At 60.9% G+C, this 25,268-nt stretch carries 25 protein-coding genes and 1 tRNA gene; 12 read left to right on the top strand and 14 right to left on the bottom strand.

Going from position 1 to position 25,268, the window contains the following annotated elements; all coding sequences use genetic code 11:
- The 3 genes from rfbF to phhA form a co-directional block, all read left to right on the top strand.
- A partial coding sequence (gene rfbF / locus HY17_RS06365; RefSeq protein WP_051599763.1) for a glucose-1-phosphate cytidylyltransferase occupies positions 1 to 675 on the top strand: 675 nt, incomplete at its 5' end.
- 44 nt (positions 676 to 719) lie between these two features.
- Positions 720 to 2,003, top strand: a complete 1,284-nt coding sequence (locus HY17_RS06360) for a sialidase family protein (RefSeq protein ID WP_081813014.1) — start codon at positions 720 to 722, stop codon at positions 2,001 to 2,003.
- 144 nt (positions 2,004 to 2,147) lie between these two features.
- A complete protein-coding gene (phhA, locus tag HY17_RS06355; RefSeq protein WP_034764506.1) occupies positions 2,148 to 3,023 on the top strand; it encodes a phenylalanine 4-monooxygenase in 876 nt (291 codons plus the stop codon).
- A 22-nt stretch (positions 3,024 to 3,045) separates the two neighbouring features.
- On the opposite strand, the gene HY17_RS06350 is transcribed toward phhA, so the two are convergent.
- Positions 3,046 to 3,122, bottom strand: a tRNA-Ile gene (locus HY17_RS06350).
- 136 nt (positions 3,123 to 3,258) lie between these two features.
- Here HY17_RS06350 and galE point away from each other — a divergent pair.
- Both galE and HY17_RS06340 read left to right on the top strand, forming a co-directional pair.
- Positions 3,259 to 4,278 (top strand): UDP-glucose 4-epimerase GalE, encoded by a 1,020-nt coding sequence (gene galE, locus HY17_RS06345; RefSeq protein ID WP_034764400.1) that lies wholly within the window; start codon positions 3,259 to 3,261, stop codon positions 4,276 to 4,278.
- A 90-nt stretch (positions 4,279 to 4,368) separates the two neighbouring features.
- The gene (locus tag HY17_RS06340) at positions 4,369 to 5,172 is read left to right on the top strand and encodes an SIMPL domain-containing protein (RefSeq protein WP_034764398.1); all 804 of its coding nucleotides are present in this window, start codon (positions 4,369 to 4,371) and stop codon (positions 5,170 to 5,172) included.
- An 18-nt stretch (positions 5,173 to 5,190) separates the two neighbouring features.
- Here HY17_RS06340 and HY17_RS06335 read toward each other — a convergent pair whose 3' ends face one another.
- Entirely contained in the window at positions 5,191 to 6,153 is a 963-nt protein-coding gene (locus HY17_RS06335; protein WP_233348671.1) for an SIS domain-containing protein, read from the bottom strand.
- A 61-nt stretch (positions 6,154 to 6,214) separates the two neighbouring features.
- Positions 6,215 to 7,417: a D-alanyl-D-alanine carboxypeptidase family protein gene (locus HY17_RS06330; RefSeq protein WP_051599762.1), complete on the bottom strand. Its 1,203-nt coding sequence runs from the start codon at positions 7,415 to 7,417 to the stop codon at positions 6,215 to 6,217.
- A 237-nt stretch (positions 7,418 to 7,654) separates the two neighbouring features.
- Here HY17_RS06330 and HY17_RS06325 point away from each other — a divergent pair, with 237 nt between their 5' ends.
- The 6 genes from HY17_RS06325 to HY17_RS06300 all read left to right on the top strand — a co-directional run bounded on the left by HY17_RS06325 (position 7,655) and on the right by HY17_RS06300 (position 13,396).
- Positions 7,655 to 8,083, top strand: a complete 429-nt coding sequence (locus HY17_RS06325) for a phasin family protein (RefSeq protein WP_034764393.1) — start codon at positions 7,655 to 7,657, stop codon at positions 8,081 to 8,083.
- A gap of 174 nt (positions 8,084 to 8,257) precedes the next feature.
- Positions 8,258 to 8,668: a DUF1499 domain-containing protein gene (locus tag HY17_RS06320; RefSeq protein ID WP_158531526.1), complete on the top strand. Its 411-nt coding sequence runs from the start codon at positions 8,258 to 8,260 to the stop codon at positions 8,666 to 8,668.
- A gap of 86 nt (positions 8,669 to 8,754) precedes the next feature.
- Complete coding sequence (gene clpS / locus HY17_RS06315) at positions 8,755 to 9,135, top strand: ATP-dependent Clp protease adapter ClpS (RefSeq protein WP_034764389.1); 381 nt, start codon at positions 8,755 to 8,757, stop codon at positions 9,133 to 9,135.
- 26 nt (positions 9,136 to 9,161) lie between these two features.
- Entirely contained in the window at positions 9,162 to 11,480 is a 2,319-nt protein-coding gene (gene clpA, locus HY17_RS06310; protein ID WP_034764387.1) for an ATP-dependent Clp protease ATP-binding subunit ClpA, read from the top strand.
- A 131-nt stretch (positions 11,481 to 11,611) separates the two neighbouring features.
- Entirely contained in the window at positions 11,612 to 12,814 is a 1,203-nt protein-coding gene (locus tag HY17_RS06305) for a serine hydrolase domain-containing protein (RefSeq protein WP_034764385.1), read from the top strand.
- 63 nt (positions 12,815 to 12,877) lie between these two features.
- Positions 12,878 to 13,396 (top strand): hypothetical protein, encoded by a 519-nt coding sequence (locus HY17_RS06300; RefSeq protein ID WP_139068755.1) that lies wholly within the window; start codon positions 12,878 to 12,880, stop codon positions 13,394 to 13,396.
- 25 nt (positions 13,397 to 13,421) lie between these two features.
- On the opposite strand, the gene HY17_RS06295 is transcribed toward HY17_RS06300, so the two are convergent.
- The 4 genes from HY17_RS06295 to HY17_RS06280 form a co-directional block, all read right to left on the bottom strand.
- Positions 13,422 to 14,681, bottom strand: coding sequence for a mechanosensitive ion channel family protein (locus HY17_RS06295; RefSeq protein ID WP_051599761.1), 1,260 nt, complete (start codon positions 14,679 to 14,681; stop codon positions 13,422 to 13,424).
- 36 nt (positions 14,682 to 14,717) lie between these two features.
- Positions 14,718 to 15,335, bottom strand: a complete 618-nt coding sequence (locus HY17_RS06290) for a pseudouridine synthase (protein ID WP_051599760.1) — start codon at positions 15,333 to 15,335, stop codon at positions 14,718 to 14,720.
- Positions 15,332 to 16,180 (bottom strand): 3-deoxy-8-phosphooctulonate synthase, encoded by an 849-nt coding sequence (kdsA, locus tag HY17_RS06285; protein WP_034764381.1) that lies wholly within the window; start codon positions 16,178 to 16,180, stop codon positions 15,332 to 15,334. Before kdsA ends, HY17_RS06290 begins: the two co-directional genes overlap by 4 nt.
- A gap of 478 nt (positions 16,181 to 16,658) precedes the next feature.
- Complete coding sequence (locus tag HY17_RS06280) at positions 16,659 to 17,249, bottom strand: RcnB family protein (RefSeq protein ID WP_197020237.1); 591 nt, start codon at positions 17,247 to 17,249, stop codon at positions 16,659 to 16,661.
- A gap of 135 nt (positions 17,250 to 17,384) precedes the next feature.
- On the opposite strand from HY17_RS06280, the gene arfB reads away from it, so the two are divergent.
- Positions 17,385 to 17,822, top strand: a complete 438-nt coding sequence (gene arfB / locus HY17_RS06275; RefSeq protein WP_034764379.1) for an alternative ribosome rescue aminoacyl-tRNA hydrolase ArfB — start codon at positions 17,385 to 17,387, stop codon at positions 17,820 to 17,822.
- A 3-nt stretch (positions 17,823 to 17,825) separates the two neighbouring features.
- On the opposite strand, the gene HY17_RS06270 is transcribed toward arfB, so the two are convergent.
- From HY17_RS06270 to panB, 7 genes are all read right to left on the bottom strand, one after another.
- Positions 17,826 to 18,278 (bottom strand): MarR family winged helix-turn-helix transcriptional regulator, encoded by a 453-nt coding sequence (locus tag HY17_RS06270; RefSeq protein WP_081813012.1) that lies wholly within the window; start codon positions 18,276 to 18,278, stop codon positions 17,826 to 17,828.
- Positions 18,275 to 19,438 (bottom strand): nitroreductase family protein, encoded by a 1,164-nt coding sequence (locus HY17_RS06265; protein ID WP_034764377.1) that lies wholly within the window; start codon positions 19,436 to 19,438, stop codon positions 18,275 to 18,277. Before HY17_RS06265 ends, HY17_RS06270 begins: the two co-directional genes overlap by 4 nt.
- Before the next feature lie 85 nt (positions 19,439 to 19,523).
- Complete coding sequence (locus HY17_RS06260) at positions 19,524 to 20,591, bottom strand: methyltransferase domain-containing protein (protein ID WP_034764375.1); 1,068 nt, start codon at positions 20,589 to 20,591, stop codon at positions 19,524 to 19,526.
- Between the two features lie 79 nt (positions 20,592 to 20,670).
- Positions 20,671 to 22,200 (bottom strand): ribosome biogenesis GTPase Der, encoded by a 1,530-nt coding sequence (der, locus tag HY17_RS06255; RefSeq protein ID WP_034764372.1) that lies wholly within the window; start codon positions 22,198 to 22,200, stop codon positions 20,671 to 20,673.
- Positions 22,201 to 22,247: 47 nt separating this feature from the next.
- Positions 22,248 to 23,603, bottom strand: coding sequence for a PQQ-like beta-propeller repeat protein (locus HY17_RS06250; RefSeq protein WP_034764367.1), 1,356 nt, complete (start codon positions 23,601 to 23,603; stop codon positions 22,248 to 22,250).
- Positions 23,600 to 24,322 (bottom strand): hypothetical protein, encoded by a 723-nt coding sequence (locus tag HY17_RS06245; protein ID WP_051599757.1) that lies wholly within the window; start codon positions 24,320 to 24,322, stop codon positions 23,600 to 23,602. The genes HY17_RS06250 and HY17_RS06245 overlap by 4 nt, the downstream gene beginning before the upstream one ends.
- 84 nt (positions 24,323 to 24,406) lie before the next feature.
- Positions 24,407 to 25,228, bottom strand: a complete 822-nt coding sequence (gene panB / locus HY17_RS06240; RefSeq protein WP_034764364.1) for a 3-methyl-2-oxobutanoate hydroxymethyltransferase — start codon at positions 25,226 to 25,228, stop codon at positions 24,407 to 24,409.
- Positions 25,229 to 25,268: the final 40 nt, after the last annotated feature.

The following is a 25,268-nucleotide window of genomic DNA, read 5'->3' as shown; positions in this document are numbered from 1 at the left end:
TCGAAGCCGACTCTCACTCAATTACCGGACCAGTTTTCATGTGGCAGACCAGTCTGCCTTGGTTATAAGGGACACGTCATCAAGGAGTATTTTTCGAACTACTTCCTGCAGACGAGTGACGTCGTTTTCGATTTCGCCAATGGTGAAACCACGCACATCAACAAGCGGAACGAAGACTGGAAGATTTCGCTGATCGATACGGGCGCCGAAACTATGACCGGCGGGCGCCTGAAGCGAGTCGCACCTTATCTCGGCGATGAGACGTTCTGCTTCACCTATGGCGACGGCGTCGGCGATGTGAACATCACCAAGCTGCTCGCCTTTCACAAGGCGCATGGCCGCAAGGCGACCCTCACCGCTGCGGCCCCACCCGGAAGGTTCGGCGCGCTGGACATGGCGGCAGATGGCGTCGTCAATTCCTTCGTTGAGAAACCCAGCGGCGATGGCTCGCTGATCAATGCCGGCTTCTTCGTGCTGGAGCCGGGCGTGGTCGATTATGTCGACAGCGACAAGACGAGCTGGGAACGCGAGCCGCTCGAGCGCCTGGCGCAGGACCGCGAACTGGTCGCCTTCCAGCATCGCGGGTTCTGGCAGCCCATGGACACGCTGCGCGACAAGAACCACCTCGAAGAGATGTGGAACTCCGGCAAGGCCAGCTGGAAGGTCTGGGACTGAGCGCGTTACGAATTCTGAGAGACGCAAATAAGGTGGGTGGACCTATGCGAGTATTTATTTTTCTAGCTCTTTTTCTGACAAGCTGCGGTGTCGCTGGTAGCGGTGAAAAGAGATCCGCAGCCGATCAGTATTCAACAAACCCTTTCGATGACGTACAGCCTATCGTGGTTCCTGAAGAGGGGTTGGCACAGGGCCAGTCTGTTGCGCGAATAGATGATTCTGTATGGGCAGTCGGTTTCACGAAAGCCTTTGTTGAGTCGGCAGGCGACCAGAATGTTCTGTTCACGCGTACTGATGATGGCGGTGCAACCTGGACCGAACCAGTACCCTTTGAAGAGAATGCGGATTCGCGTCATCCTGCTGGCTGGGTCGAGATAGCGTACGTTCCGAAGAGCGACCTGCTCTATGCGATTTACTTTTGGAACGAAACATCGAGCCCGCTGCGTGATGGGACAGATATTTTCTACCGGGTGAGCCATGACCGTGGCGATACCTGGAGCGACCGACAGAAGATTTCGCTGGATGGTCTCAGCATTTTCGAAGGTTCCGATACCCGCAATGGCTGGTTCATGGACCGACCATTCGTAACTTCGAACGGCGCTCTGATCGTTGGCGTATCGCTTATGAAGCCATCTACCATTAAGGACGGACCCGATCGGTGGCACACAGAAGTATTTTTCTTGCGCTTTCCTGACGCAGTTCACACAGGCGCAGGTGATCCCATTGTAGTCCAGGTGACACCGACCACGGGTGTGGGCTTGTCTGTTCCTCATCCGGATTCCGGACTGCCCTTTGCGAATGAACCATCTATTGCAGAATGGAATGGCCGTTTGATTTGTATTGTCCGGTCTCGGACAGGTGTCATAAATTATTCCGAGTCTTTTGATGATGGGGTGACTTGGTCAGCCCTGCAGCCTCTTAGGTATTATGCCGGCGGACCGCCTCTGCTGCATCCGAATGGTCCAACGACCATTCGCCGTTTCAAAGATGACACGGTGGGCATCCTCTTCAATAACAACCCTGGCGGCACGTGGTACCTTGATGGTGTCTGGTCCGAAGGATGGGAACCTCGTTTTCCTGTCTACCTCGTTGCCGGGCGTGTGAGTGGGACTGACGAAAATGCAGGACTCTACTTTGGAACACCGGAAATCGTGTTGAGCCATGTCGGAAAGCCGGGCACTCCGACGCTACGGCGTGCGTCTTACCCAGAATTGTTCATAGATGATGACGAGACTTACCTGTTCTACTCGATCGACAAACAGGGGATTTTCTTCAAGCCGCTTTCTGAGGAGCTGATTGAAAGAGCAAAACCGGCGCTTCGGGAATGATGCCTGTGCGCCCTTGCCGTGAGATGAATAGGTTTCATTTGTAACCAATTTTGTGCAATAAGGAAATTTGCGCATCCAATCCGCTGTATTGCCTGCGGTGGGACAGTGCATTTTGTTTCGAACTGCATGAATCCGGAATTGCTCATGAATGCCGATACCAAAATACCACCGAAAAACCGGTATCATGATGCCCCCCGGGCTGCGGACTTCATGATTGATCAGGCGTGGGAAACCTATTCGGCCGAAGAGCATGACCGGTGGGACAGGCTGTTCCGCCGCCAGAAGGACGTAACCAAGGGGCGGGCCTGCACCACGGCGCTGCAGGCGATGTCACAGCTCGAACTTTCCCCCACGGGCATTCCGCACATGGGGCGGTTGTCGGACAGGCTGGAAAAGCTCACCGGCTGGCGCGTGGTGCCGGTTGCCGAACTCGTGCCCGACGAGATCTTCTTCGATCACCTCGCCAACCGGCGATTTCCGGCCGGGGCCTTCATCCGCCCTGAAGCGGAGTTCGATTACCTGCAGGAACCGGACATCTTCCACGATATCTTCGGTCATGTGCCGATGCTGGCCAATCCGGTGTTTGCGGACTTCATGGAAGCCTATGGCAAGGGCGGACAACGGGCGATGCGGCTCGGCCAGCTGCACAACCTCGCCCGGCTCTACTGGTACACGGTGGAATTCGGCCTGATCCGAGAAGATGACGGCCTGCGCATTTATGGTGCCGGGATCCTCTCCAGCCCGCAGGAAACGGTGTTCGCACTGGAAGATGACAGCCCGAACCGGATCGGTTTCGACGTGCAGCGCCTGATGCGTACCAAATACATCATCGACGATTTCCAGCAGACCTATTTCGTCGTCGACAGTTTCGAAGCCCTGCTCGACACCTGTTACCGGGATTTCGGAACGGTCTATGCCGACGTGAAAGGCCTGCCTGACTATGAGGCCCACGAGATCGCCCCCGGCGACGAAGTGATCCACCGGGGCACGCATGCCTATTTCGACCAGGGCGGCCGGTAGCCGGCCTGGACACTTTGATGGATGGTGGGCCCGGCAGGATTTGAACCCGCGACCAAACCGTTATGAGCGGTCCGCTCTAACCAACTGAGCTACAGGCCCACCGAGGCTTCCGTTTAGGCGGGTGCCGCGCGGCTTGCAATGGGCCTGATGATTACCGTTGAAATAGATGTCTCAGGGCTTGCCGGGCCGGGGCAAATGCGTTGAAACCCGGCGTAAATCTTGCTTTGGGGTAGCCATGACCCGCGTGCTTGTAACCGGCGGTGCCGGATATATCGGATCCCACACCTGTGTGGAGCTTGTCTCGCGTGGGTATCAGCCCGTGATCGTGGACAATTTCGTCAATTCCTCGCCCAAGGCGATCGACCGTATCTGCCAGCTGACCAATTCCCGCGTGGACTGGTACGATGCCGATGTCCGCGACACGGCCCGCATTGCCGAAATCCTGTCGAAGCATGAATGCGACGCGGTCATCCACTTTGCCGGTCTCAAGGCCGTGGGCGAGTCGTCGGAAAAGCCGCTCGAATATTACAGCGCCAATGTCACCGGCACGCACAGCCTGATCCAGGCAATGCTGGAGGCGGGAGCAAGCCAGATCGTGTTCTCATCCAGCGCGACGGTCTATGGCGAACCGGAATTCCTGCCCTATACCGAATCCCACCGTCTGCGTCCGACAAACCCGTACGGCAACACAAAACTCGCCGCAGAGATGCTGCTGAACGATGTGGCCGGATCCGGCGCGCTGACCGATGTCGCGATCCTCAGATACTTCAATCCGATTGGCGCGCATCCAAGCGGCATGATCGGCGAAGACCCGAATGACATTCCGAACAATCTGATGCCCTATGTGGCACAGGTCGCGGTGGGGCGCCGGCCCTGTCTCAACGTGTTCGGCAATGACTATGACACGGCCGATGGCACCGGTGTACGTGACTATCTTCACGTCGTGGACCTTGCCCGTGCGCACGTACTGGCACTGGACCGGTTCAAGCATACGCATGGCCCTTTCACCGTGAATATCGGCACCGGACATGGCTCATCCGTTCTCGATGTCGTCCGGGCATTCGAAGCGGCGAGCGGCAAGTCCATCGCAATGGAATTCGCGCCGCGGCGGGCAGGCGACATCGCCGCCTTCTGGGCTGATGCGTCACTCGCGGAGGAACTGCTTGGCTGGCAGGCCGAGCGGACGCTGGAAGACATGTGCCGCGATCAGTGGGCCTGGCAGAGCCAGAACCCGCACGGCTATGAAAACGCCTGATTTGTCATTGGCCTGAGACACAATCGGAACAAGATTGCCTCCCAGTGTGTTCGGTAGAACATTAGAGCCAACTACCAATGGGAGATTCTCATGCGCCGATTTTTGCCCCTCATTACGTCGACCGCCGCTCTGGCGCTGATCGTGCCACAGGCTGCCTGCGCCCAAATGCAAGGCCCGGCGCTCGGCCTGACCCAGCAATCGGTGGCTGGCGCCTATCAGGCCCCGAACTCGATCCAGCCTGAGACGACGCTTTCGATCTCCGCCCAGTCGACCGTGAAACGCGAGCCCGACATTGCCTACATCAATGCCGGGGTTCAGGCGGAAGGCGACACGGCGACCGAGGCCATGGAATCGCAAGCGAAAGCCATGACCGGTGTGTTCGACGCGCTGGAAAAAGCGGGCGTCGCCAAGAAGGACATGCAGACGTCCAATTTCTCGCTCTGGCCGCGCTACACTTATATCGAGACCAAGCTGAAAGACGGCTCCTCCCGCGGAGAGCAGAAGCTGATCGGCTACACGGCCTCCAACCAACTGACCGTGAAGGTGCGAGACCTCGACAATCTCGGCTCAACGCTCGACAGCCTGGTGAAGGCTGGCGGCAACACGTTCAACGGCCTGAACTTCGCGCTCGATGATGACACTGAGGTCCGGGACGAAGCCCGCCGCAAAGCCATGGCCGATGCCCGCGCCCGCGCCGATCTCTATGCCGAAGCGGCAGGCCTCAGCGTGCTGCGCATCGTGACGATCGATGAAAGCGGCAGCTACTCACCCTCGCCCATGCCGATGGCCCGCATGCAGGAAGCCAAGATGGCCGACAGCTTCTCCACCCCGGTGGCGGGCGGTGAAGTCGGCTACAGCGCGACGGTGAATGTGGTCTTCGAACTCGGCCAGTAAGCCTCCGGCCAAGCCGGATCAGACATACCCTTCGGCAAGCAGGTCCTTCATATCGATGATGCCGACCGGCTTGCCGTCGACTGTCACGAAGGCGTTCGAGATACGTTGTTCGGTGAAGGTCTTGATGACCGCAGACATGCGGTCGTCGGGGCCGAGCGCTTTCGGATTGGCGGTCATGATGTTGGCGGCCGTGCCCGACAGCTTGCCAGCCAGCATGGCGCGGCGAAGGTCGCCGTCGGTGACCATGCCGATCAGGCGGCCATCCTCGTCGATCACGCCGACACAGCCCTTGCGGCCTTCGGAGACCGCCAGGATCACATCGCGGACATCGGCTGAGGCGCTGATGATCGGCATATGATCCGTTTTCGTCTCGATATAGTCGCCTGCAGTCTGCAGGGAGCGGCCGAGCTTGCCGCCCGGATGCCGGAAGCCGAACTCTTCCCTGGAGAAGCCCCGGCGGGCCATCAGCACGATGGTCAGCGCATCGCCGAGCGCCAGCGCCATCGTGGTCGACGAGGTCGGCGCGAGGCCATTCGGGCAGGCTTCGGCCACGACCGGCATCTCCAGCAGCACGTCCGACGCCCGGCCCAGTGTGGAGTCGGCTGAGCGCGTCATGCCGATCAACGGGATGTTGTTGCCCTTGCAGAAGCGCAACAGATCCACCAGTTCGCGGCTTTCGCCGGAATAGGAAATCGCGATCACGACCGAGCCCGGCACGACCATGCCAAGGTCACCATGGCTGGCCTCTGTCGGGTGCAGGAAGAAGCTCGGCGTACCGGTGGAGGCGAGGCTGGCAGCGATCTTCTGGCCGATATGGCCGGACTTGCCGACGCCCGCGACAATGACGTGCCGGTCGGTCGCCATGATCAGGTCCGCAGCCTCGGCGATGGACGGACCGATGCCCGCCTCCAGCTGCTCCAGCGCGTCCCGCTCGATGCGGATCGTGTTGCGGGCGAGATCTAGATCGGATTCCTGGGCCACGGGCACTGCTCCTGCTGGACTGGCGCCCGCGTTTTCCGGCAAGCCGGACGCGGTGACAAGCCTACTTGGCCAGTTGGCGGCGGCGATACTCCTCCGGAGAGAAGGCTGGCGCCTCCAGGACCGGGGCTTCAGCATAGTAGCGTCCGAGCGAGGTTTTCTCCGGATCGATCGGCAGGGCTTGCTCTACCGCCTCAGATGCAGACTCAGCTGCCAGGACAGGTGCGTCCATCGCGGGGGCTGCCGGTGTATCGTCGGCGTCGCCCTGTGCGGATTCAGCCGGCAAGGCATCGCTTGCCGCCAGTTGTTGGGCAGCGGCCTCCGTTGCGAGGATGACCGACAGCGGCTTGCCGTTCAGCATGGGCTCTGCGGCGGCTTCGGGGCTGAGCGGCTCCTCCAGCATGGCGAAGGCGAGGCGTGTGCGCAGCTCCGGATCGTCGGCCGGCAGCGAGTAGGAGCTGAAAGCGGCTTCCAGCAGGGCTTCGACGTGGCGGTCGCGGGCACGGGCCGTCGTACCGCCAAGCATGACGGCAATGATGCGGTGGCCGTCGCGTTTGGCCGAGGCCATGAGATTGAAGCCTGAGGCGCGGGTGTAGCCGGTCTTGATCCCGTCCACGCCGTCCACATCGCCGAGCAGGTTGTTGTGGTTCTTGTAGGTCTTGCCACCCCAACTGAACTTCTCGGTCGCGAAATAATGATAGTAGTCGGCGTGATCCGTCAGCATCGCGTCGGCCAGCAAGGCCATGTCCCGCGCTGTGCTGAGCTGGCGGGTGTCTGGCAGGCCGGATGCGTTGACGAAGCGGGTGTTCTCCAGCCCGAGCGACTTGGCCTTCACGGTCATCAGCTGGGCAAAGCGGCTTTCGGTTCCGCCCAGACGCTCGGCGACGACAACGGCGACATCATTGGCGGATTTGGTGATCAGGGCGCCGATGGCATCGCGCACCTTGATGGTGGAGCCGGTTCTCAATTTGAGATTCGATGGGGCCTGGGCTGCGGCATAGCGGGAAACGACCATGCGCTCATCCAGGGAGACTTCGCCGCTCTTGAGCGCGTCGAACAGCATGTAAAGCGTCATGACCTTGGTCAGCGAAGCCGGGTAACGCGGTTCATCGGCGTGGCGATCATGCAACACCTGCTGGGTGTCGGCATCGATCACGATCGCGGCATATTTTTCTGCCAGGGCCGTTCCGCCACCGAACGCCATGACCATCATGATCGCTGCGGTGCACACGGCTCGGGTCAGGGCTGCGAAAGCGCGCAGGAACATTCAGGTCTCCCGATTGTTAACCCCGGCCCTCCGGGATTTAACTTAGAATCGTGCAAATCCCTTGACCACACCTTAACGGCACATGGGCGCCCGGATTGCGAAATCGTAATCGAAGCGATGCAATAAACATGCAGAATGCCTTATGCTGCAGCGCACAAAAATTTATTGCGGGAGCGAAGAAAAAGCGGTATAAGCTCCCCTAGGGTAAGCGCAGGGTAGTATATAAAGGAACGATCGATGACGAAGGCAAAGACGGCCACCACCACCGCAAAGCGCGCAAAGGCCGAGGCGAGTGCAAAAATGGACACCACAACGAAAATGCTCGACGAGGGCATGGAACAGCTTTCCGGTTTTGCAGGCATGTTCGGCGAGTACGCCGAATCCGGCCTGAAAGCTTTCAGCGAGCGCACGGCGGCTTCGACCGACATGGCGCGCCAGCTGGGCAGCCGGAACATGGATTTCTTCACCAAGTCGCTGGAACAGGGTGTTGAAGCCACTCAGGCGATCACTTCGGCGAAAGACGTTCGCGAAGTCATGGAAATCCAGGCTGGATTTGCGAAAAACATGTTTTCCGCGTATACGAAGGAAATGAATGCGCAGGCAGAACTCTGCATGTCTGCATGGCGCAGCGCAGCAAAGCCGTTCATGGGTTTCGCTGCGAAGTAAGCTTCTGGGATCGGGCCTCACCGCTTGGTTGTAGAGTGCAGTAGACTGGAAAGAGCCGGACCTGATTGGTCCGGTTCTTTTGTTCTGGAAACGCGTTTTCGCCGATCCGTGCCTGGGAAAATTGCCGGAAAAACAGGATTGGCGAGTCTCGCCGCACACGGTTAGATGCCTCTCATGTCACGACTGCCTGATCTGATCGAGTTTCCGGCGCTGAAGCGCCCCGCCCGGCCGAACAATTGCCTCGTGGCGCCGGAGGGGTTCACCGGCATGGTTCAGATTGATGAGACGGCGCCTGTCTTCGACAAGACGCCGAAGCAGGTCTTCAATGCCGTGATGGACCTGGTGCTGGAACGGGTCGAGTGGCGCTTGCGGGCCTCGGACCCCGATACGCTGCGGATATCCTTCATTGCGGTGACCCCGCTGATGAAATTCAAGGACGATGTCTATGTGCAGGCTGTGCCCGTGGACGGGCAGGCTGACCGCTCCAGTGTGGCGATCTATTCCGGTTCGCGTATTGGGTATTCCGATCTCGGAACCAATGCCAAACGGGTGAAGGAACTGCTCGAATTGATAGGTACACGCTGAGCACGCATGCCCTAAAAGCAGGCAGGAAATGAATTTGCGGCCTGTCACATCTTCAATCTTGCCCTGAACCGTATATCTTAAGAGTCATGAGCAAGGGCATTCCGCATTTCCGAATGAACGATCCCGAGCCGCCGGCACCGCCCGGCGACGGAGGAACTGGCGATGATGGGATCGAGTATGGCCTGTCCACGCAAACGCGTGTGCGGACCAAGAAACCCTCGCTCTATCGTGTGCTTTTGCTCAACGATGACTACACGCCGATGGAATTCGTCGTGTTCATTCTCGAACGGTTCTTCAACCGATCGCGCGAGCAGGCGACCCGCATCATGCTTCACGTGCATCAGAAGGGTGTCGGACTGTGCGGGGTCTACACATATGAGGTGGCCGAAACAAAGGTTGCCCAGGTGCTTGACCTTGCGAAGCGGCACGAACACCCTCTCCAATGTGTCATGGAGAAAGACGACTAGACCTCTAACCCCGGAAGGCTTCCACATTGCCACGCTTGTCCCCCTCCCTGGAAACGGCTCTTGAAAAGGCCCTCACCCTGGCCTCCGAACGGGAGCATGAGTACGCCACACTCGAGCACCTCCTGCTGGCTCTGACAGAGGATGAGCACGCCAAAGAAGTGATGGGGGCCTGCAAGGTTGATATAGAGACCCTGACCTCGGAACTGGTCCGCTACATCGATGACGAGCTGACCAGCCTGATCGTGGAAGACGGGGAAGGCCGCGTTCAGCCGACGGCCGCCTTCCAGCGCGTGGTTCAGCGCGCCATCCTTCATGTCGAAAGCTCTGGCCGGGATGAAGTGACCGGTGCCAACGTGCTGGTCTCGATCTTCTCCGAGCGCGAAAGCCACGCTGCCTACTTCCTGCAGGAGCAGGACATGACCCGCTATGACGCGGTGAACTTCATTTCCCATGGCGTTGCCAAACAGCCTGGCATGTCGCGCCCGTCCAGCCCGCGTGGCGCCGAGCCGTCCGAAGAGGAAGCGGTGAAACAGGGGCACGAGGCGCTCGATGCCTACTGTGTGAACCTCAACGCCAAGGCCCGCGCCGGCAAGATCGATCCGCTGATCGGCCGCGACATGGAAATCAATCGTTGCATCGAAGTTCTTTGCCGGCGGAACAAGAACAACCCGATCCTCGTGGGTGACCCGGGCGTCGGCAAGACGGCCATTGCCGAGGGCCTGGCCAAGAAGATTGTCGACGGTGAAGCCCCGGAGATCCTGGATGAGGCCATCATCTGGTCGCTCGACATGGGGGCCCTCCTGGCAGGTACCCGCTATCGCGGTGACTTCGAGGAACGCCTGAAATCGGTGATGAAGGAGCTGGAGCAGCAGGATAAAGCCATCCTGTTCATCGACGAGATCCACACGATCATCGGCGCCGGGGCCACTTCCGGCGGCGCAATGGACGCGTCGAACCTGCTGAAGCCCGCCCTTCAGAGCGGCGGTTTGCGCTGCATGGGCTCGACCACGTTCAAGGAATACAAGCAGCATTTCGAGAAGGACCGCGCCCTGTCCCGCCGGTTCCGGAAGATCGACGTGGTGGAGCCGACCGTGGCAGACGCCATCAAGATCCTGACGGGTCTGAAGTCCCGCTTCGAGGATTTCCACGGCCTTCGGTATACCAATGACGCGATCAAATCGGCGGTCGAACTGTCTGACCGCTACATCACGGATCGCAAGCTGCCGGACAAGGCCATTGACGTCGTCGATGAGGCAGGCGCCGCCCAGTGGCTGCTGCCGACCAGCAAGCGGAAGAAGACGGTTGGCGTGCGCGACATCGAGGCCGTCGTGGCCAAGATTGCCCGCATTCCCCCGAAACAGGTGTCCAGCGACGATGCCGAGGCGCTCCGCTCGCTGGAGACCGATCTCAAGCGTGTGGTCTATGGCCAGGATGAAGCCATCGAAGCCCTGTCTGCCTCGATCAAGCTCGCTCGGGCAGGCCTGCGCGAACCGAACAAGCCGATTGGCTCCTACCTGTTCGCCGGTCCGACCGGTGTCGGCAAGACCGAAGTGGCCAAACAGCTCGCCTCCATCATGGGCGTCGAGATGCTGCGCTTCGACATGTCGGAATATATGGAGCGGCACACCGTCTCCCGCCTGATCGGCGCGCCTCCGGGCTATGTCGGTTATGATGAGGGCGGCCTTCTGACCGATGGCGTGGACCAGCACCCGCACTGCGTGCTGTTGCTCGATGAGATCGAGAAGGCTCACCCGGACCTGTTCAATATCCTGCTTCAGGTGATGGACAATGGCTCGCTGACCGATGCCAACGGCCGCAAGGTCGACTTCCGCAATGTGGTTGTGATCATGACCACCAATGCGGGCGCATCGGACGCGGCGAAGAACGCCATTGGTTTCGGTGCCGGCAAGAAGGACGACGAGCAGGACGAAGCGATCAAGCGCCTGTTCACCCCGGAATTCCGCAACCGCCTCGATTCGATCATAACATTCGGCGGCCTGACGCCGGAGATCATCGACCGCGTGGTCGAGAAGTTCATCCTGCAGCTGGAAGTCCAGTTGGAAGACCGCAACGTTTCGATCGAGATCTCCAAGCCGGCCCGCGACTGGCTCGCCAAGCGCGGTTTCGACGCCGACATGGGGGCCCGGCCGCTGGCCCGGACGATCCAGGAGCACGTCAAGAAGCCGATGGCGGAGGAACTCCTCTTCGGCGAGTTGCAGAAGGGCGGCGTTGTCCACATCGACATCGACAAGGACGACGACAGCAAGCTGGCCTTCAAATACGTGGCCGAAAAGCCGAAGAAGAAGAAACCGGCTGCGAAGAAAGGCTCGCAGGAGCCTGCATAACCTGATCAACGGCGGGCGCTTCAGTTGCCGCGACGTTATGGGGCCGTACCGGAGGGTACGGCCCTTTTCGTACTCGCATCCGGCGTGAGCGGTGCTTATGCTCCCGGCAAAACATACCGGGAGGAATTCAGATGACAGCGAACGTCGACGGGCGGTGCGATCCGCGTTTTGAGGAAGTGAAACGCGAATTCGAAAAGAACTTCGCGGAGCGGGAAGAAGTCGGCGCGTCGGTCTGCCTGTCCGTGAACGGCGAAACGCTTGTGGATCTCTGGGGCGGCATGGCCAATCCGGAAACGAATGACCCGTGGCAGGAAGACACGATCTCCATTGTCTTTTCCTGTTCCAAGGCAGCCACCGCGATCTGTGCTCATATCCTGATCGACCGGGGGCAGCTCGATCCCGAGGCGCTGGTTTCGGAATACTGGCCGGAATTTGCGAAGAACGGGAAAGAGAAGACGACGGTTCAGATGATGCTGAACCATGAAAGCGCCCTGCCAACACTGCGCGACCCGGTAAAGCCGGGCGGCTTTGCCGACTGGGACTATATGGTCCAGCGCATGGCAGATGAGGAACCGTTCTGGGAGCCCGGCACACGTAATGGCTATCACATGATCAATTTCGGCTGGACGGTCGGCGAACTCGTCCGCCGTGTGTCCGGCAAGTCGCTGGGCACATTTTTCCGGGAAGAAGTCGCTGAGAAGACCGGTGCCCGCTTCTGGCTGGGCCTTCCGGAAACGGAGGATGTGCACATTGCCCCGATCCGCCAATATGTGCCGAAGCCGGGTGACGAGGCGACCGAGTTCGGGATCAAGCTGATGACAGACCCGGAATCGATCCAGCACAAGAGCTTCATGAATAACGGCGGATGGGACTTCAATGACCGCAAGGGCCAGACCGCTGAAATCGGTGGCGGAGGCGGCCTGTCGAATGCGCGCGGACAAGTGGCGATGTACACGCCGCTCGCCACGAATGACGGGTCGCTGGTGTCGGAAGACCGGCTCAACAACATGACCATGGTGTCGACCGCGACCCATCGCGATGCGACGCTTCTGATCCCCACCCGGTTTGCATCCGGCTTCATGAAGTCGATGGACAACCGGCGGCGCAAGATGGGGCCGGGCACCAGCGCCATTCTGGGAGAGCGGGCGTTTGGCCATGTCGGGGCTGGCGGCTCCATCGGGTTTGCCGATCCGGATTGCGGACTCGCCTTCAGCTACACGATGAACCAGATGGGCAATGGCATCCTGCTGAACGACCGTGGGCAGAGTCTCATTGATGCGGCCTACCGCTCGCTCGGTTATCGGACGAATTCGCCCGGCGCCTGGGTGAAATAGTCCGCGTTTCCGGATTCGCCTGCTGCATGATACTCTTTCCGCGAGGGTGGAGGAGGATCAGGCGTGATGCGCTATGCCGGACTGTGCTCAGTACTGCTTTTGATTCCTGCTGCATGTGACGATGCGGTGGGGTCCGGTTACCCGGATGACACCTCCTCGGCCGTGATCGAGGCGACCAGGGCGGAAAGGGCGCCTGCGGAGGCGCCGGTCAGCGGGTCTGAAGCAAATGCTGCAGACACCGATGATATGTCTTCCTCACGCTCAGTGAGCGATCCGGAAGAGCGGGCCGCTTCACTCGGCCTGACACAGGAAGCCGATTACACGTGCAACCAGGAGAGTGTCAGCGCGCACGTCGTGTTCTACGGCGATGAAGACCTGACAGCTGTTCTGATTCCGGGCAAGGTGAATGTCCCGCTTTACCTCGACTGTTCACCTACCCGGATTGGTCCGGAGTGCAGCGACGGCCAGTTCACAGCCCAGTTCAACGTGCTGGATGACACGGCCCTGTTCTACGCGCTGGAAGACGGGGCGCCGCTGACATGCTCGATGGCGCAGCCCGATTTGCCGCCAGACCTGGAATAGCTGCTGCCCGTATCGACGCCGGACATCAGCCTTCGTCGTCGGCTTCGCCCATGCCGCGGCGCTTGCCGCTCTGTTCGATCATCTGCTGTGCCCGGGCGACACGCTCGCTGCGAGCGGGCGGTGCCATGATTTCCGGCGGATCGGTTTCCTGCATATAGATCGTCCGGCTCGGGAAGGCGAAGCTGGTGCCGGCCTTTTCAATGATATCCATCACCGCGACGGCAAACTCTTCCTTGATCGCCAGCCACTCACCCCAGTCCTTGGTCTTGGTGAAGGTGTAGATGAGGAAATCGATGGAGCTGGCATTGAAATTGTCGACCCGCACGAAGAGCGCCGCTTCCGGCGGTTTGACGAACCGGTCATCGTTCCAAAGCCAGGCTTCGATCTCGTCGCGGACATATTTCAGCTGGTCGACCGTTGTGCGGTACTCAACGCCAATGGCCCATTTGATCCGCCGGTAGGTCATCCGGGAGAAGTTTGTTACGGCCGCATCGGACAAGGCGCTGTTGGGCACATAGACCGGGCTCTTGTCGAACCGGCGGACCAGCGTGGAGCGGAAATTGATCTTCTCCACCGTCCCCTCGACGACGCCATCCACCTTGATCCATTCGCCGGGCACGAAGCGTTTTTCCGTAATGATCAGGATGCCGGATATGAGGTTCTTGAACAGATCCTGCGCGCCAAGACCGACGGCGATGCCGAGGACGCCAAGGCCGGCCAGAAGCGGCGCAATCTGGATCCCCCATTGTTCGGCTACCGCGCCAAGACCCAGAACCACCAGCAGGACCTGAAGCGCCTTTACCATCCAGTCGACCGCGGCTGAGGAGAGCGCGTTGCGCAGTGTCCCGAACATGAACTCGAATGCGTTCACGGCGCGGGCCAGTGTCCAGAAAACGGCTAGCGTGATTACCGAGCGCAGGATGCGGTTGGCATAGACTTCCGCCTCACCGGAAATATCGGTGACCTGCAGCGCGATATAGATGCCGATGATCACCGGCACGACTTTCAGCGGGGTCGAGATCGAATTGACCAGAGCATCATCAAGACGCGTCTTGGTGCCCGCTGTGAGCCGCATGATCGTCGAGACGATGATCCGCGCGAACAGGCCGCGTACCAACAGAGCAATGACGACGATCAGGACGGCGGTAAAAATCTCGCCATAGGTCAGGCCGTAATCGCCCTGGTTCCATACCGTGGCGATATAGCTGGCGGCGTCCCGGGCCCATTGCGGTGCATTCTGGTCAAACCAGCCGCCGATGGACTGGAACTGGGCGGTATTTTCCATTCTGAATTCCCCCTGGGGATTGGCTTCCCTGTGGTGTCAGTGGCGCAAACTGCCCCGACTCCTGTGTTTCGGTGGCTGCGGCACATGGCCCTCGCGCCATTCGCCGGGCTGCAGGCTGCCGAGTTCCCATTCTCCGATGCGGACACGGATCAGACGCAGTGTCGGGTGGCCGACCGCGGCGGTCATGCGGCGGACCTGGCGGTTACGCCCTTCCGTGATCGTCAGTTCAATCCAGCTGTCCGGCACGGACTTCCTGTAACGGATCGGCGGCACGCGCGGCCAGAGAGTCTCGGGCGCGGGCAGGGCGCTGGCCTTTGCCGGTGCGGTCAGGCCATCCGAGAGGTCCACGCCATCGCGCAGGCGCTGAAGGGCGTCGTCGTCCGGAATGCCTTCAACCTGCGCCCAATAGGTCTTGGGCATCTTGTTCGCCGGATTGGCGATCCGGTGTTGCAGGCGGCCGTCATTGGTGAGGATCATCAGGCCTTCGGAATCCTGGTCCAGCCGACCAGCTGGGTAGACACCCGGAATATCGATCAGCTCCGACAGGGTGCGCCGCTTCGAACCGGCATTGCCCCTGTCGGTGAACTGGGAGAGCACGCCAAAAGGCTTGTTCAGCAGGATGACGCGCGTTTCCTGGTCGGCTTCCCGCCTCACGCGGCAACCACCTCGTGTAACGCTTTCAGCGTCGTCAGCAGACCTTCGGCATCTGTGATCGGCAGGCAGCTCGGTCCGTCGCACAGGGCCTTGTCCGGATCTGTGTGGAATTCGAGGAAGACGCCGTCGGCGCCAGCCGCGATCGCCGCCTTGGCAATGATCGCCACGCCTTCCCGGCGCCCGCCGGTGGAAGCGCCCGCCGTGCGTGGGTCGGCGCCCGGAAGCTGCACCGCGTGGGTCGCGTCGATAGTGACCGGGCAGCCGAGCTTCTGCATCTCGGGAATGCCCAGCATGTCGACGACCAGATTGTTGTAGCCGAAGCTGGAGCCGCGCTCGCAAAGGATGATGCCGACGTCTGCCGCCTCGCCGATCTTGGAAACGATATTCTTCGTATCCCATGGCGCGATGAACTGGGCTTTTTTCACCTGAACGATACCGCCTGCAGCTGCGGTGGCTTTGGCCGTGGCGACGACGAGGTCTGTCTGGCGGCACAGAAAGGCCGGGATCTGGACGATGTCGACCACTTCGGCGACCGGTTCGGCCTGGCTGGGCTCATGCAGGTCGGCGCAGATTGGCACGCCGAGCTTGGCTTTCACGCTGGCCAGCGTCTTCAGGCCGGCTTCCATGCCCGGTCCGCGATAGGATTTGATCGAGGAGCGATTCGCCTTGTCGAAGCTGGCCTTGAATACGTAAGGCAGGCCCAGTGCATCACAGACCCGCTTCAGCTCCGTGCCGATTTCCAGCGCGAGGCCCTCATCTTCCAGCACGTTCAGGCCAGCGATCACGGAGAGCGGCTTGCCTGTCCCGATGGTCCATCCGGAGGCGGCGTGGGTGAGGACGGTCATGGGCAGGTCTCCGTTCGGGTGTTTGCAGCCAGATAGCCGAATTGGGCGCCCGCGCGAACCCGTTTCGGCCAGCGAAGGCTGTCAGGGGCCAGGAAATCTGCTCCAGAATCAAAGAAGCCGCCCTGATGAGGGCGGCTCCCGTGAGTCCGTTGAGGACAATGGTCCCGGCAGCGTCGCAGCTGACCGGTACAAATCTCTAGGCGCTGACCAGAGGCTGCTCCAGCCAGACACCATAGGACTTGGACCACTTGGCCTCACCTGGTTTCTCACTCGACATGGATCACCTCCTTTCAGGCGCGCAACAGGCGCGTACTTGTGCCCGGGACCATCCCGGACGACTCGGAGTTAAGCATGATTTGCGCCATGCAAAAGTTAAGAACGCGACTTTTTGGCCCAAATTTGCGTGATGAACAGAAAACGCCCGGATGCCGGGAAGACATCCGGGCGTTCACCAAGCGGGCAGGACGCCCGATCGGCCTTAATCGTAGGCGAGCGCGCCGACGACGAGGCCAATGATTGCGCCTGTCGCCACCGAGGCCAGAATCGCGTCTCCGCGATCATAATCGTGCACCCAGTAGTATCCGGGCGGTGGGGCATAGAGGCCATAACGGTCATAGTCGCGAATATAAACCGTGCGCGGGTGCGGGCGGTAATAGCCTCCAATCCGGTAAGGCGAGATGTAGCCCGAACGGAAATAGGGGCCCGTGCGGTAGCCATACGTCACATAGGAACTATAGCGCGGCGGGGGCGCATAATAGTGCCGGACGGGGGGGCGATACGCATAGCTCGGCGGGTGATGGCTGCGGCGATAATCATGGCGGTCACGCCACTCATACCGGCTGCGGTCCCGGCGATAATCATGGTGGTCACCGCGGTAGTCCCTGCGATCACCGCGATAGTCGTGCCGGTCACCGCGGTCCCTTCGGCTGCGGTCATGATCCCGGTCACCGCGGTCCCAGCCGCCCCGGTCGCGACCCCGGTCAGGATCGGCGCTGGCGATGGGAGCGATGGTCAGGCCGGCAACGGCCAGTGCCGCCATGGCTTTTCCAAATGTATTCATCAGTTTCATGGCAGGCCGAGCCTCCGTTGAAATGGCCGGCCGCTCTGTGATCGGCTGGCCGTCTGGTTGTCGCGCATTGCGCATTGGAGCAAACTTATGTTTTCCGGCCTGAACGGTCTCTGAACGAGGGGTTAAGCTTTATCCATGTCCGATTTCGGGGATCTTCGGGTGTCAGACGCGCTCACCGTACCGGCCTGGGAGCTTTCGGAATCCTTCGTCCGCGCGTCCGGCCCGGGCGGCCAGCATGTGAACAAGGTTTCGACCGCCGTTCAGCTGACCTGGCACGTCGAGGCGTCATCCCTGCCATCGGAGGTCAAAGAGCGATTTGCAAAGCTGTTTGGCAGCCGCATGACCAATGATGGCCGCCTCATTCTGGAAGCCAGCAGCCATCGCAGCCAGGTGCTGAATCGGGAAGCTGCCCGCAAACGGCTGGCGGAGATGATTCTCAAGGCCAGTCAGAAGCCAAAGCGGCGGATCCGCACCAAACCGACCAAGGGGAGTATTCGCCGTCGCATCGCTGCGAAGAAACAGCGCGGCGAGATCAAGTCCCTGAGGGGCAATGTCGACCGGACGGAAGAATAGGGCTCAGCGCGCTGAATCGAGCGAAACCCGCAGCCTGTTCAGCAAGGGCAGCAGCTGCTTCCATTCCTTCTGTGACAGGACCGCCGGTTCGCTTTTCGTCGCATCAAGTGCTTTCACGGCCTTGTTCCGGGCCTTGGTACCAGCAGGGCTGACAGAGACCCGTCGGATACGCCGGTCGTCCGGATCGGGAACCAGTGTCACGAGCCTTTTTTCTTCCAGCTTTTTCACGGTGGACGACATGGTCGGCTGCGACACCTGAAGCGCGCGCGCGAGTTCTCCGATCGTCTGTTGGGTCTCCAGCCGTAACAGATGGTTCAGCACGGCGAACTGCGCCGTTGTCAGACCATCGGGCAGGCGTCGGGCGAAGGCGTTATCGGCGAGATGAGCGATGATGGAAATCTCCGTCATCACCGCAAATTCCAAAGGGTCTCCGGCGAGCCCGGCCGGCCGGCTCATGCGATGATCCGCGATTCAAGCGGCCAGCGCGGGGAAGGGGCTTGCCCACCTGCATAGCCGAGCCGGAACAGGCCCTGCACCCGGCCTGGCAGCGTGACGCCGAACCGTTCATGGATTTCAGAGAAGGGCCCGGCCATTTCGCTGTATTCTTCGAGCGCCTGAGAAAGCGGCTGGAAACCGACCCCGACAGCCGCTGCGGCCAGTTGCAGTCGGATCCAGAACGCGCCGCTGTCCAGCTGTTCGGCACGTGAGTTACCGGGCGTCGTGAACCAGAGGAAGGTCGGCGCGCTCTCGATCAGGCCATTGTACATGGAGAGGGTTGAATTCCATGCGGCCGAGCCGGTTTCGCCCATGCTGTCCTGCGTCAGGATACCGGTCATGCGGTAGGCTTCCATCATCGGGCCTGAAAGGGAAATGCCATCAGGATTGGTATTGATCTGTTCAGCTCCGATACGGGTGAGGTCGGCGCTCTCGCGGCATGTCTCGGGTTTGCGCAATTCGATTTCCCATGCACGCTTGCAGACGTCTTTCAGCCAGTTGGCGGTTTCCGGATCGCTGCTTGCATCCACCTTCATCGCTTCGAGGTCCGGCTGGGCGGTCGAGATTTCCATCAGGGCGGCCAGCCTGTCGGAAGGCACCGGACGGCCCGGGTCGAATTTCGCGCGGGCTGTGCGCCGCCGCAGCGCATAGCCGAACAGGGGATCGCGTTCGACATCGGCATCTTCAACAAAACGCACATGCGCGATGGGGCGCTCGTCCAGCCGGATGCCAGGCTCACCTTCAGGAAATTTGGTGATTTCCAGCCTGTGGCCCTGTTCGGCGGCCGCTTGCCGTAACAGTTCCAGAAATGCGCCAAGGCCGATCGTGGTCTGCCGGTCTGGCGGATCTGTCTCCGGCAGGCGGCGGTCCAGATCACAGAACAGGGTCAGACTGTCTTCTCCTTCCAGCCGGATCATCCAGGGCTGAAGATTGTGCGGACTTGGCGCAAGAATGGCGTAGGCGGCCGCATTCAGGCGGGCGTCTCCAAACCCTTGCGTCGCCTGCTGCCATGGCTCCCGCGCGGGCGCGATATTGCTCATGGCTGAGAGGCCGGCATATCCGCCGCCAAGGACAAGAATACTGGCACCGCCAGTGACCAGAAGTGCGCGCCGGGAAAGCATCACGGCCTCCTTTCATGATGATATATAGATATCTATATAAAATCTCAGAAGAAGGCAACCCCGAGGATTGCCTGTTCTGGAGGGATCAGCCGCAGCAGCCGCCAGGGGAGGCCGAAGCTTCGTCTGCGGTCGTGGCTGCAAACACGTCTGGCGCAGCGCACCCAGGGAACAAACCGTAGTGCGCGGCGCCGTCACCGATCACGTCGAACCAGGGCGCAAAGCGCGTGTCCATCAGCATCGCCAGCGTATTGCCGCAGACAGGAAAGACACGGCCGGCTTCGATACTGTGTTCCGCGTCAAGCACGAACACCTGCTCCATGCCGGGTATGCCGCCTTTGTAGATGACGGCCTGACCGTAGTCTTCACACGCGGCATCCAGACCCTCCAGCTTGATGAGTCGGGCGGTGACCGAGGCGAACCGGATCGGGCCGAGCTTGTCCTTCAGGACCGGGTCGATAATGCCGAGACGGCGATGGTTCACCGTGCGCGGATCCGTGAAGCCGGCGGCTTTCACGATAGACTGGAAGTCCCCCCAATAAAGCGCGCCGGACAGGCACTCGCCATAGAGCACCGGATCGGCGGCAAGATCGGCCGGGATACGCCGGTCAGCATAGACGTCTGAGAAATAGAGTTCCCCGCCGGGTTTCAGCAGACGGTGTGCCTGGCGGAAGACTTCCGGCTTGTCAGTACAGAGATTGATGACGCAGTTGGAAATGATCAGGTCGAAAGAGCCGGGCTCCAGGTCCAGCTCACCGAGCTTTTCAAGATAGCCTTTCACGAACCTTGTGTTCGGCGTGTCATAACCGAACTGTTCGGCGTGCCAGGCCTCGTGCGCGTGGGCGGTCTCCAGCTGCGCGTCGGTCATGTCGACGCCAGTCACGTGGCCGCCCGGGCCGACCAGCTTCGCCAGCGCAAAGACGTCGCGTCCGGCGCCGCAGCCAAGGTCGAGCACTTTCAGGCCTTCCAGCACGGTCGGAATGGCCAGGCCACAGCCATAGTATTTCGCCGCGACCTCGTCATGCACCGCCGCGAGGGCTTCAGAGACATGTGGGGGCGGGCGGTCGGCGGTGGTGCAGGCGTCGGTTTTCAGATCGTTCGAACCGGAGAGCGTTTCGCCATAATAGGTTTTTACGATGTCCTGAATCTGGTTCATGCCGCGGCTCCTTCTGACGGTTGCCCCTGCTTATAAAAGCAGGCGCTGTCAGACGAATAACATTCTGGTGTGCGGGATCTCAGCGCTTGCTGCCTTTTTTCGAAGGCGGCTTCTGGAATCCGGCTGGCCTGTCGGCATAGGGGTTCTTGCCTTGACGCACGAACAAGCGGATCGGCACGCCGTGCAGGTCAAAATCGCTCCGCAGCTCATTGATCAGGTAGCGTTTATAGGTTTCCGGCATCTGGTCGCCGCGCGAGGCAATCAGCACGAAAGTCGGCGGGCGTGATTTCATCTGAGCCATGTAGCGCGGCTTGATGCGCTTGCCCTGAACGGCTGGAGGCGGATGGCGCTCGATCGTGTGGCGCAGCCAACGGTTCAGGTCGCCGGTCTTCACGCGCGCCGTCCAGTCCTTGTGAACCTGCAGCACCGCCGGCATGAGCCGGTCGACATGCTTGCCAGTCAGGCCGGAGAGAAACACGACCGGCGCACCGCCGGCGTTCGGCATCAGCCGGTTGGCGATGTCGCGGATATGCCGGGCGGCGCCGTCCTGATCCTTCACCGTGTCCCACTTGGACACGACAAGCACGAGGCCGCGCCCCTCACGCAGGCAGAGGTCAGCAATTTGCAGGTCCTGCTTCTCCAGCGCATCGTGAGGATCCATCACCAGCGCAACGATCTCTGCATATTTCAGGGAGCGGATGGTTTCGGCCGTGGACATGCGCTCCAGCCGTTCCTGCACTTTACTCTTCCGGCGCAGGCCAGCCGTATCGACGAGACGAATGCGGCGGCCTTCCCACTCCCAGTCGAGCGTGACGGAGTCGCGTGTGATGCCGGCTTCCGGGCCTGTCAGCAGGCGGTCGGACTTCAGGAGCTGATTGATCAGGGTTGATTTGCCGGCATTCGGGCGACCGACAATGGCGAGCTTGACGGGCTTGTCGGCCCGCGGCGGTTCCGGTTCCACATCGACATCGGCGTCTTCGATGGCCGCGACGAGGTCGTCGTCGGAGAGCGTTTCATCGTCGATGTCGATATGGGCGAGCTTTTCGAGAATGTCTTCGCCGCCGCCGCGCGCATAGTCGGGCTCCGGCTCCTCCATCGCCTTCTCGAAGGCTTCTTCTCCGAGCGCGCGGCGGATGGCGTCGAAGAGTTCGGCAAAACCTTCGCCATGCTCTGCTGACAGGCCGATCGGCTCACCGAAGCCAAGCGACCAGGCCTCCATGACGCCCGCTTCGCCCTGGCGGCCTTCCGCCTTGTTTGCCGCCAGAACAATCGGCAGTCCGGATTTGCGGAGCAGCTGAGCGAAGTTTTCGTCGTCCGGCGTGATGCCGACACGTGCATCGACGAGGAAAAGGCACAGCTCTGCTTCCGCGATGGCGGCCTCGGTCTGGGCGCGCATGCGGGATTCCAGGCTGTCGTCATGGACGCTTTCATAGCCGGCCGTATCGATCAGGATCAACGGCATCGAGGCGAGGTTGCCCTCGGCCTCCTTGCGGTCGCGGGTGACGCCCGGCTGGTCATCGACGAGCGCAATCTTCTTGCCGGCGAGCCGGTTGAAGAGCGTGGACTTTCCGACGTTCGGACGTCCGACAATGGCGAGTTTGAGCGGCATGGCAGGCCCGTAACATAAGCGGGGTTCGCGCCTGCCGGCGCCGCCCCTTACTTGATTGCGATCAGTTTGGCATCATCCGTCAGAACAATGAGTTTGTCCTGAGCGGCGATGGGTTCGAGGTAAACGCGGTCACCCAGTTTGAGAGAGCCAACTTCTTCGCCGGTTTGCGGCGAATAAGCGAGCAGGTGTCCGGTCGATGAGACGACCAGGACCCGGCCGGATGCGACGATCGGACCGGAATAGGAGATGCGCTTTTTCTTCTTTTCCTGCTTTTCGAACTGGCGCAGCTGGACAACCCAGTAGGCCTCGCCCGAGGAGGAGTTGAGGCAGGCAAGTTTTCCATCCGTTCCGAGTACGAACATATGCTCGCCGGTGACGGCTGGAGGCTGGACCGAGCCGATCTGCTTGGACCAGATGCGCTGGCCGCTGCGGCCATCGATGGCGATCGTGATGCCTGACTGGCTGGAAGCATAGACGAGCCCGCCAGCGAGCACCGGACGTGAGCCGATGTCATTGATCTCGGAAATAGGGGTGAACCGCCCGGCGCTGGAAATGGCATCCGTCCACAGGCGGCGGCCATTCGAGGCGAGATATGCGATGACTTCACCGGAAGAGAAAGGCGCGATCACAAAGTCTTCCACGGCGGCGGGGCTGGGGCTGCCCAGCACGCGGGCCGTTTCGGAGATTGCCTGATCGGACCATTCGATTTCGCCGCTGTCCATCGACAGGGCGTAGATTTCGTTATTGTTGGACTCGACGAAGATTCGGCCATCCTTGATGGTCGGCGCGCCAGTCATCGGTGCGCTCAGTGTGTTCTTCCACTTTTCTTCACCCGTATTGGCATCGAGCGCAGTGACATAACCGAAGCCGCTGGCAACGATCAGGGAGTCACCCTGGACAGCAAGACCGCCGCCGAGCGCGGCCTTGTCGCGCTTGGTCAGGCCTTTCAGCTTCTTGCGCCATTTCGTGTTGCCGCTTGCCAGATCGGTTGCGACCACAGCCTGCTCGGAATCGAGTGTGAACACAGTCGTCTCGCTGGCGACCGGCGGCGTGGAGATTGCCGACTTCTTGCCGGAACCCTTGCCGACACCATTGCGCCAGGCAACCGACAGCGTCTCCGCGGCCTTGATGTGCCCGATCACCTTTTCGGCATTCGAGCCGGCCTGGGGCCAGGCCGTGACGTCCTGCGCAGGCGGCAGGTTGATGGTTTCAGTGGCGAGTTCCGGGTTGGCCTCAAGCTCGGTATCCGACAGGACCATGGTGATCCGTCCGGCTTTTTCGGCCTCAGCCAGTTCCTTTGCCTTGTTGTTTCCGAAATTGAAGCTGGGCAGGCTGGAGCAGGCCGTCAGGCCAAGGACGCCGAGTGCGGCTCCGGCCAGCAGGAACTTGCGGGTTGGGGTCATTGACCGGTCTCCTCGGTGGTTTCGGACGGCTCGGTAGGGGCTGCCGCTTCAGCAGGTGTCTCGATGGCTGTTTCTTCCGGGATCGGGATCGCCGCGAGGGCAATCTCTGCGCGCCGGACGACACCTTGCGGCGCAGCGGCATCGAACTTCAGCCGGTTATAGGCAGTCCGGGCCCGGGCTGGGTCCCCCTCGGCATAGGCCTTCGCAGCGATCAGTTCGCGGGCGAGGGCGCCAAGGCCGGACTCTTCTTCTTTCAGATCGCCCAGCAGGGTTTCCAGCTCTGCCAGCGAAACGGTATCGGCCCTGGCATAGGCGGCTTTCAGCAGTGCGGCGCGCTCGAAGGGCGTTCCGTCTGCCTTGCCGGAAGTCGCCAGTACTTCGGTGGCGCCAGCAGCGTCACCGCTGCCTTCATAAAGGGTCTGGGCCAGAAAGTTTGCCGCCAGCGGCGACAGGCTCGATTCCTCGTTCACCAGTTCGCGGAAGCCGGCTTCGGCATCGGTATAGTCGCCGTCTGCCAGTTGCGTTGTTGCCTGTTCGAAGGCTTTCGCCCGTTCGGCGCGGACTTGGGCGAAGTGCGGATGAAGCACGAATTCATTCAGGGCGACCGCACCGATCAGGAGCGCTGCACCGCCATAGACAAAGAGGCGATAGCGCTTCCAGATGGTCTCGATCTTGTCCTGGCGAAGGCTTTCGTCGACTTCTTCAAAAATGTCGCTCAAGGGGCCGCTCCGGTCGGGGTTCACAATTCTGGCGGGAACCTAGACGTCGCCGCCGCTGGCTGCAATGTGCCAGCGCTGTTCTGGTCAAGGTTTTCGCAGGCTGTAGGTTTCAGCTTTTCCGGGGAATTTGCGGGTCCGGACGTCGTCGGCATAGGCTTTCACGGCGGTTTCCGTCTCGGTGCGCAGGTCGGCGTAGCGGCGGACGAATTTTGGCGCCCAGTCGAACAGGCCCAGCATGTCCTGCGCAACCAGGACCTGCCCGTCGCAGGCAGCTGAGGCGCCGATGCCGATCGTGGGGCAGCTGACTTCTGCGGTGATTTCCGCCGCCAGGTCTTCTGCGACCCCTTCGATGACGATGGCGAAAGCGCCGGCGCGGTCGGCCGCGCGGGCTTCATTGATGACGATCTCGCGCTCGGTTTCGGTCCGGCCCTTGGCGCGGAAGCCGCCATCGACATTGATCGCCTGCGGGCGCAGGCCGACATGACCCATGACCGGAATGCCGCGCTCGACCAGGTGCGCGATCTGCTTGGCGGCATAGGCGCCGCTTTCGATCTTCACTGCCTGGCAGCCGGTTTCCTTCATGATCCGTACCGCGTTCAGGAAGGCCTGGTCCTCGCTGGTTTCGTAACTGCCAAAGGGCATATCCACGACGACGAAGGCCTGCTGCGAGCCGCGCATCACGGCCTGGCCGTGCAGGATCATCATTTCCATCGTCACGCCGACGGTGGAGGGCAGGCCATGGACGACCATGCCGAGGCTGTCGCCGACGAGCAGCATGTCCACATGCGGGTCCATCAGTTCGGCCATCGGCGCGTCATAGGCCGTCAGCATGACCAGCGGCGTACCGCCCTTGGCCCTGGCGATGTCCTTGACGGTCTTGCGGGTGATCTCAGTTTGCTTTGACATGCGCAGCGGCTTATCCGCTCCCGCAGGTGCGGGCAAGAAT

This window comes from Hyphomonas sp. CY54-11-8 (assembly GCF_000682735.1).
In the GTDB taxonomy this organism is placed as follows: domain Bacteria; phylum Pseudomonadota; class Alphaproteobacteria; order Caulobacterales; family Hyphomonadaceae; genus Hyphomonas.
This window is presented reverse-complemented; position numbering and strand designations above follow the sequence as displayed.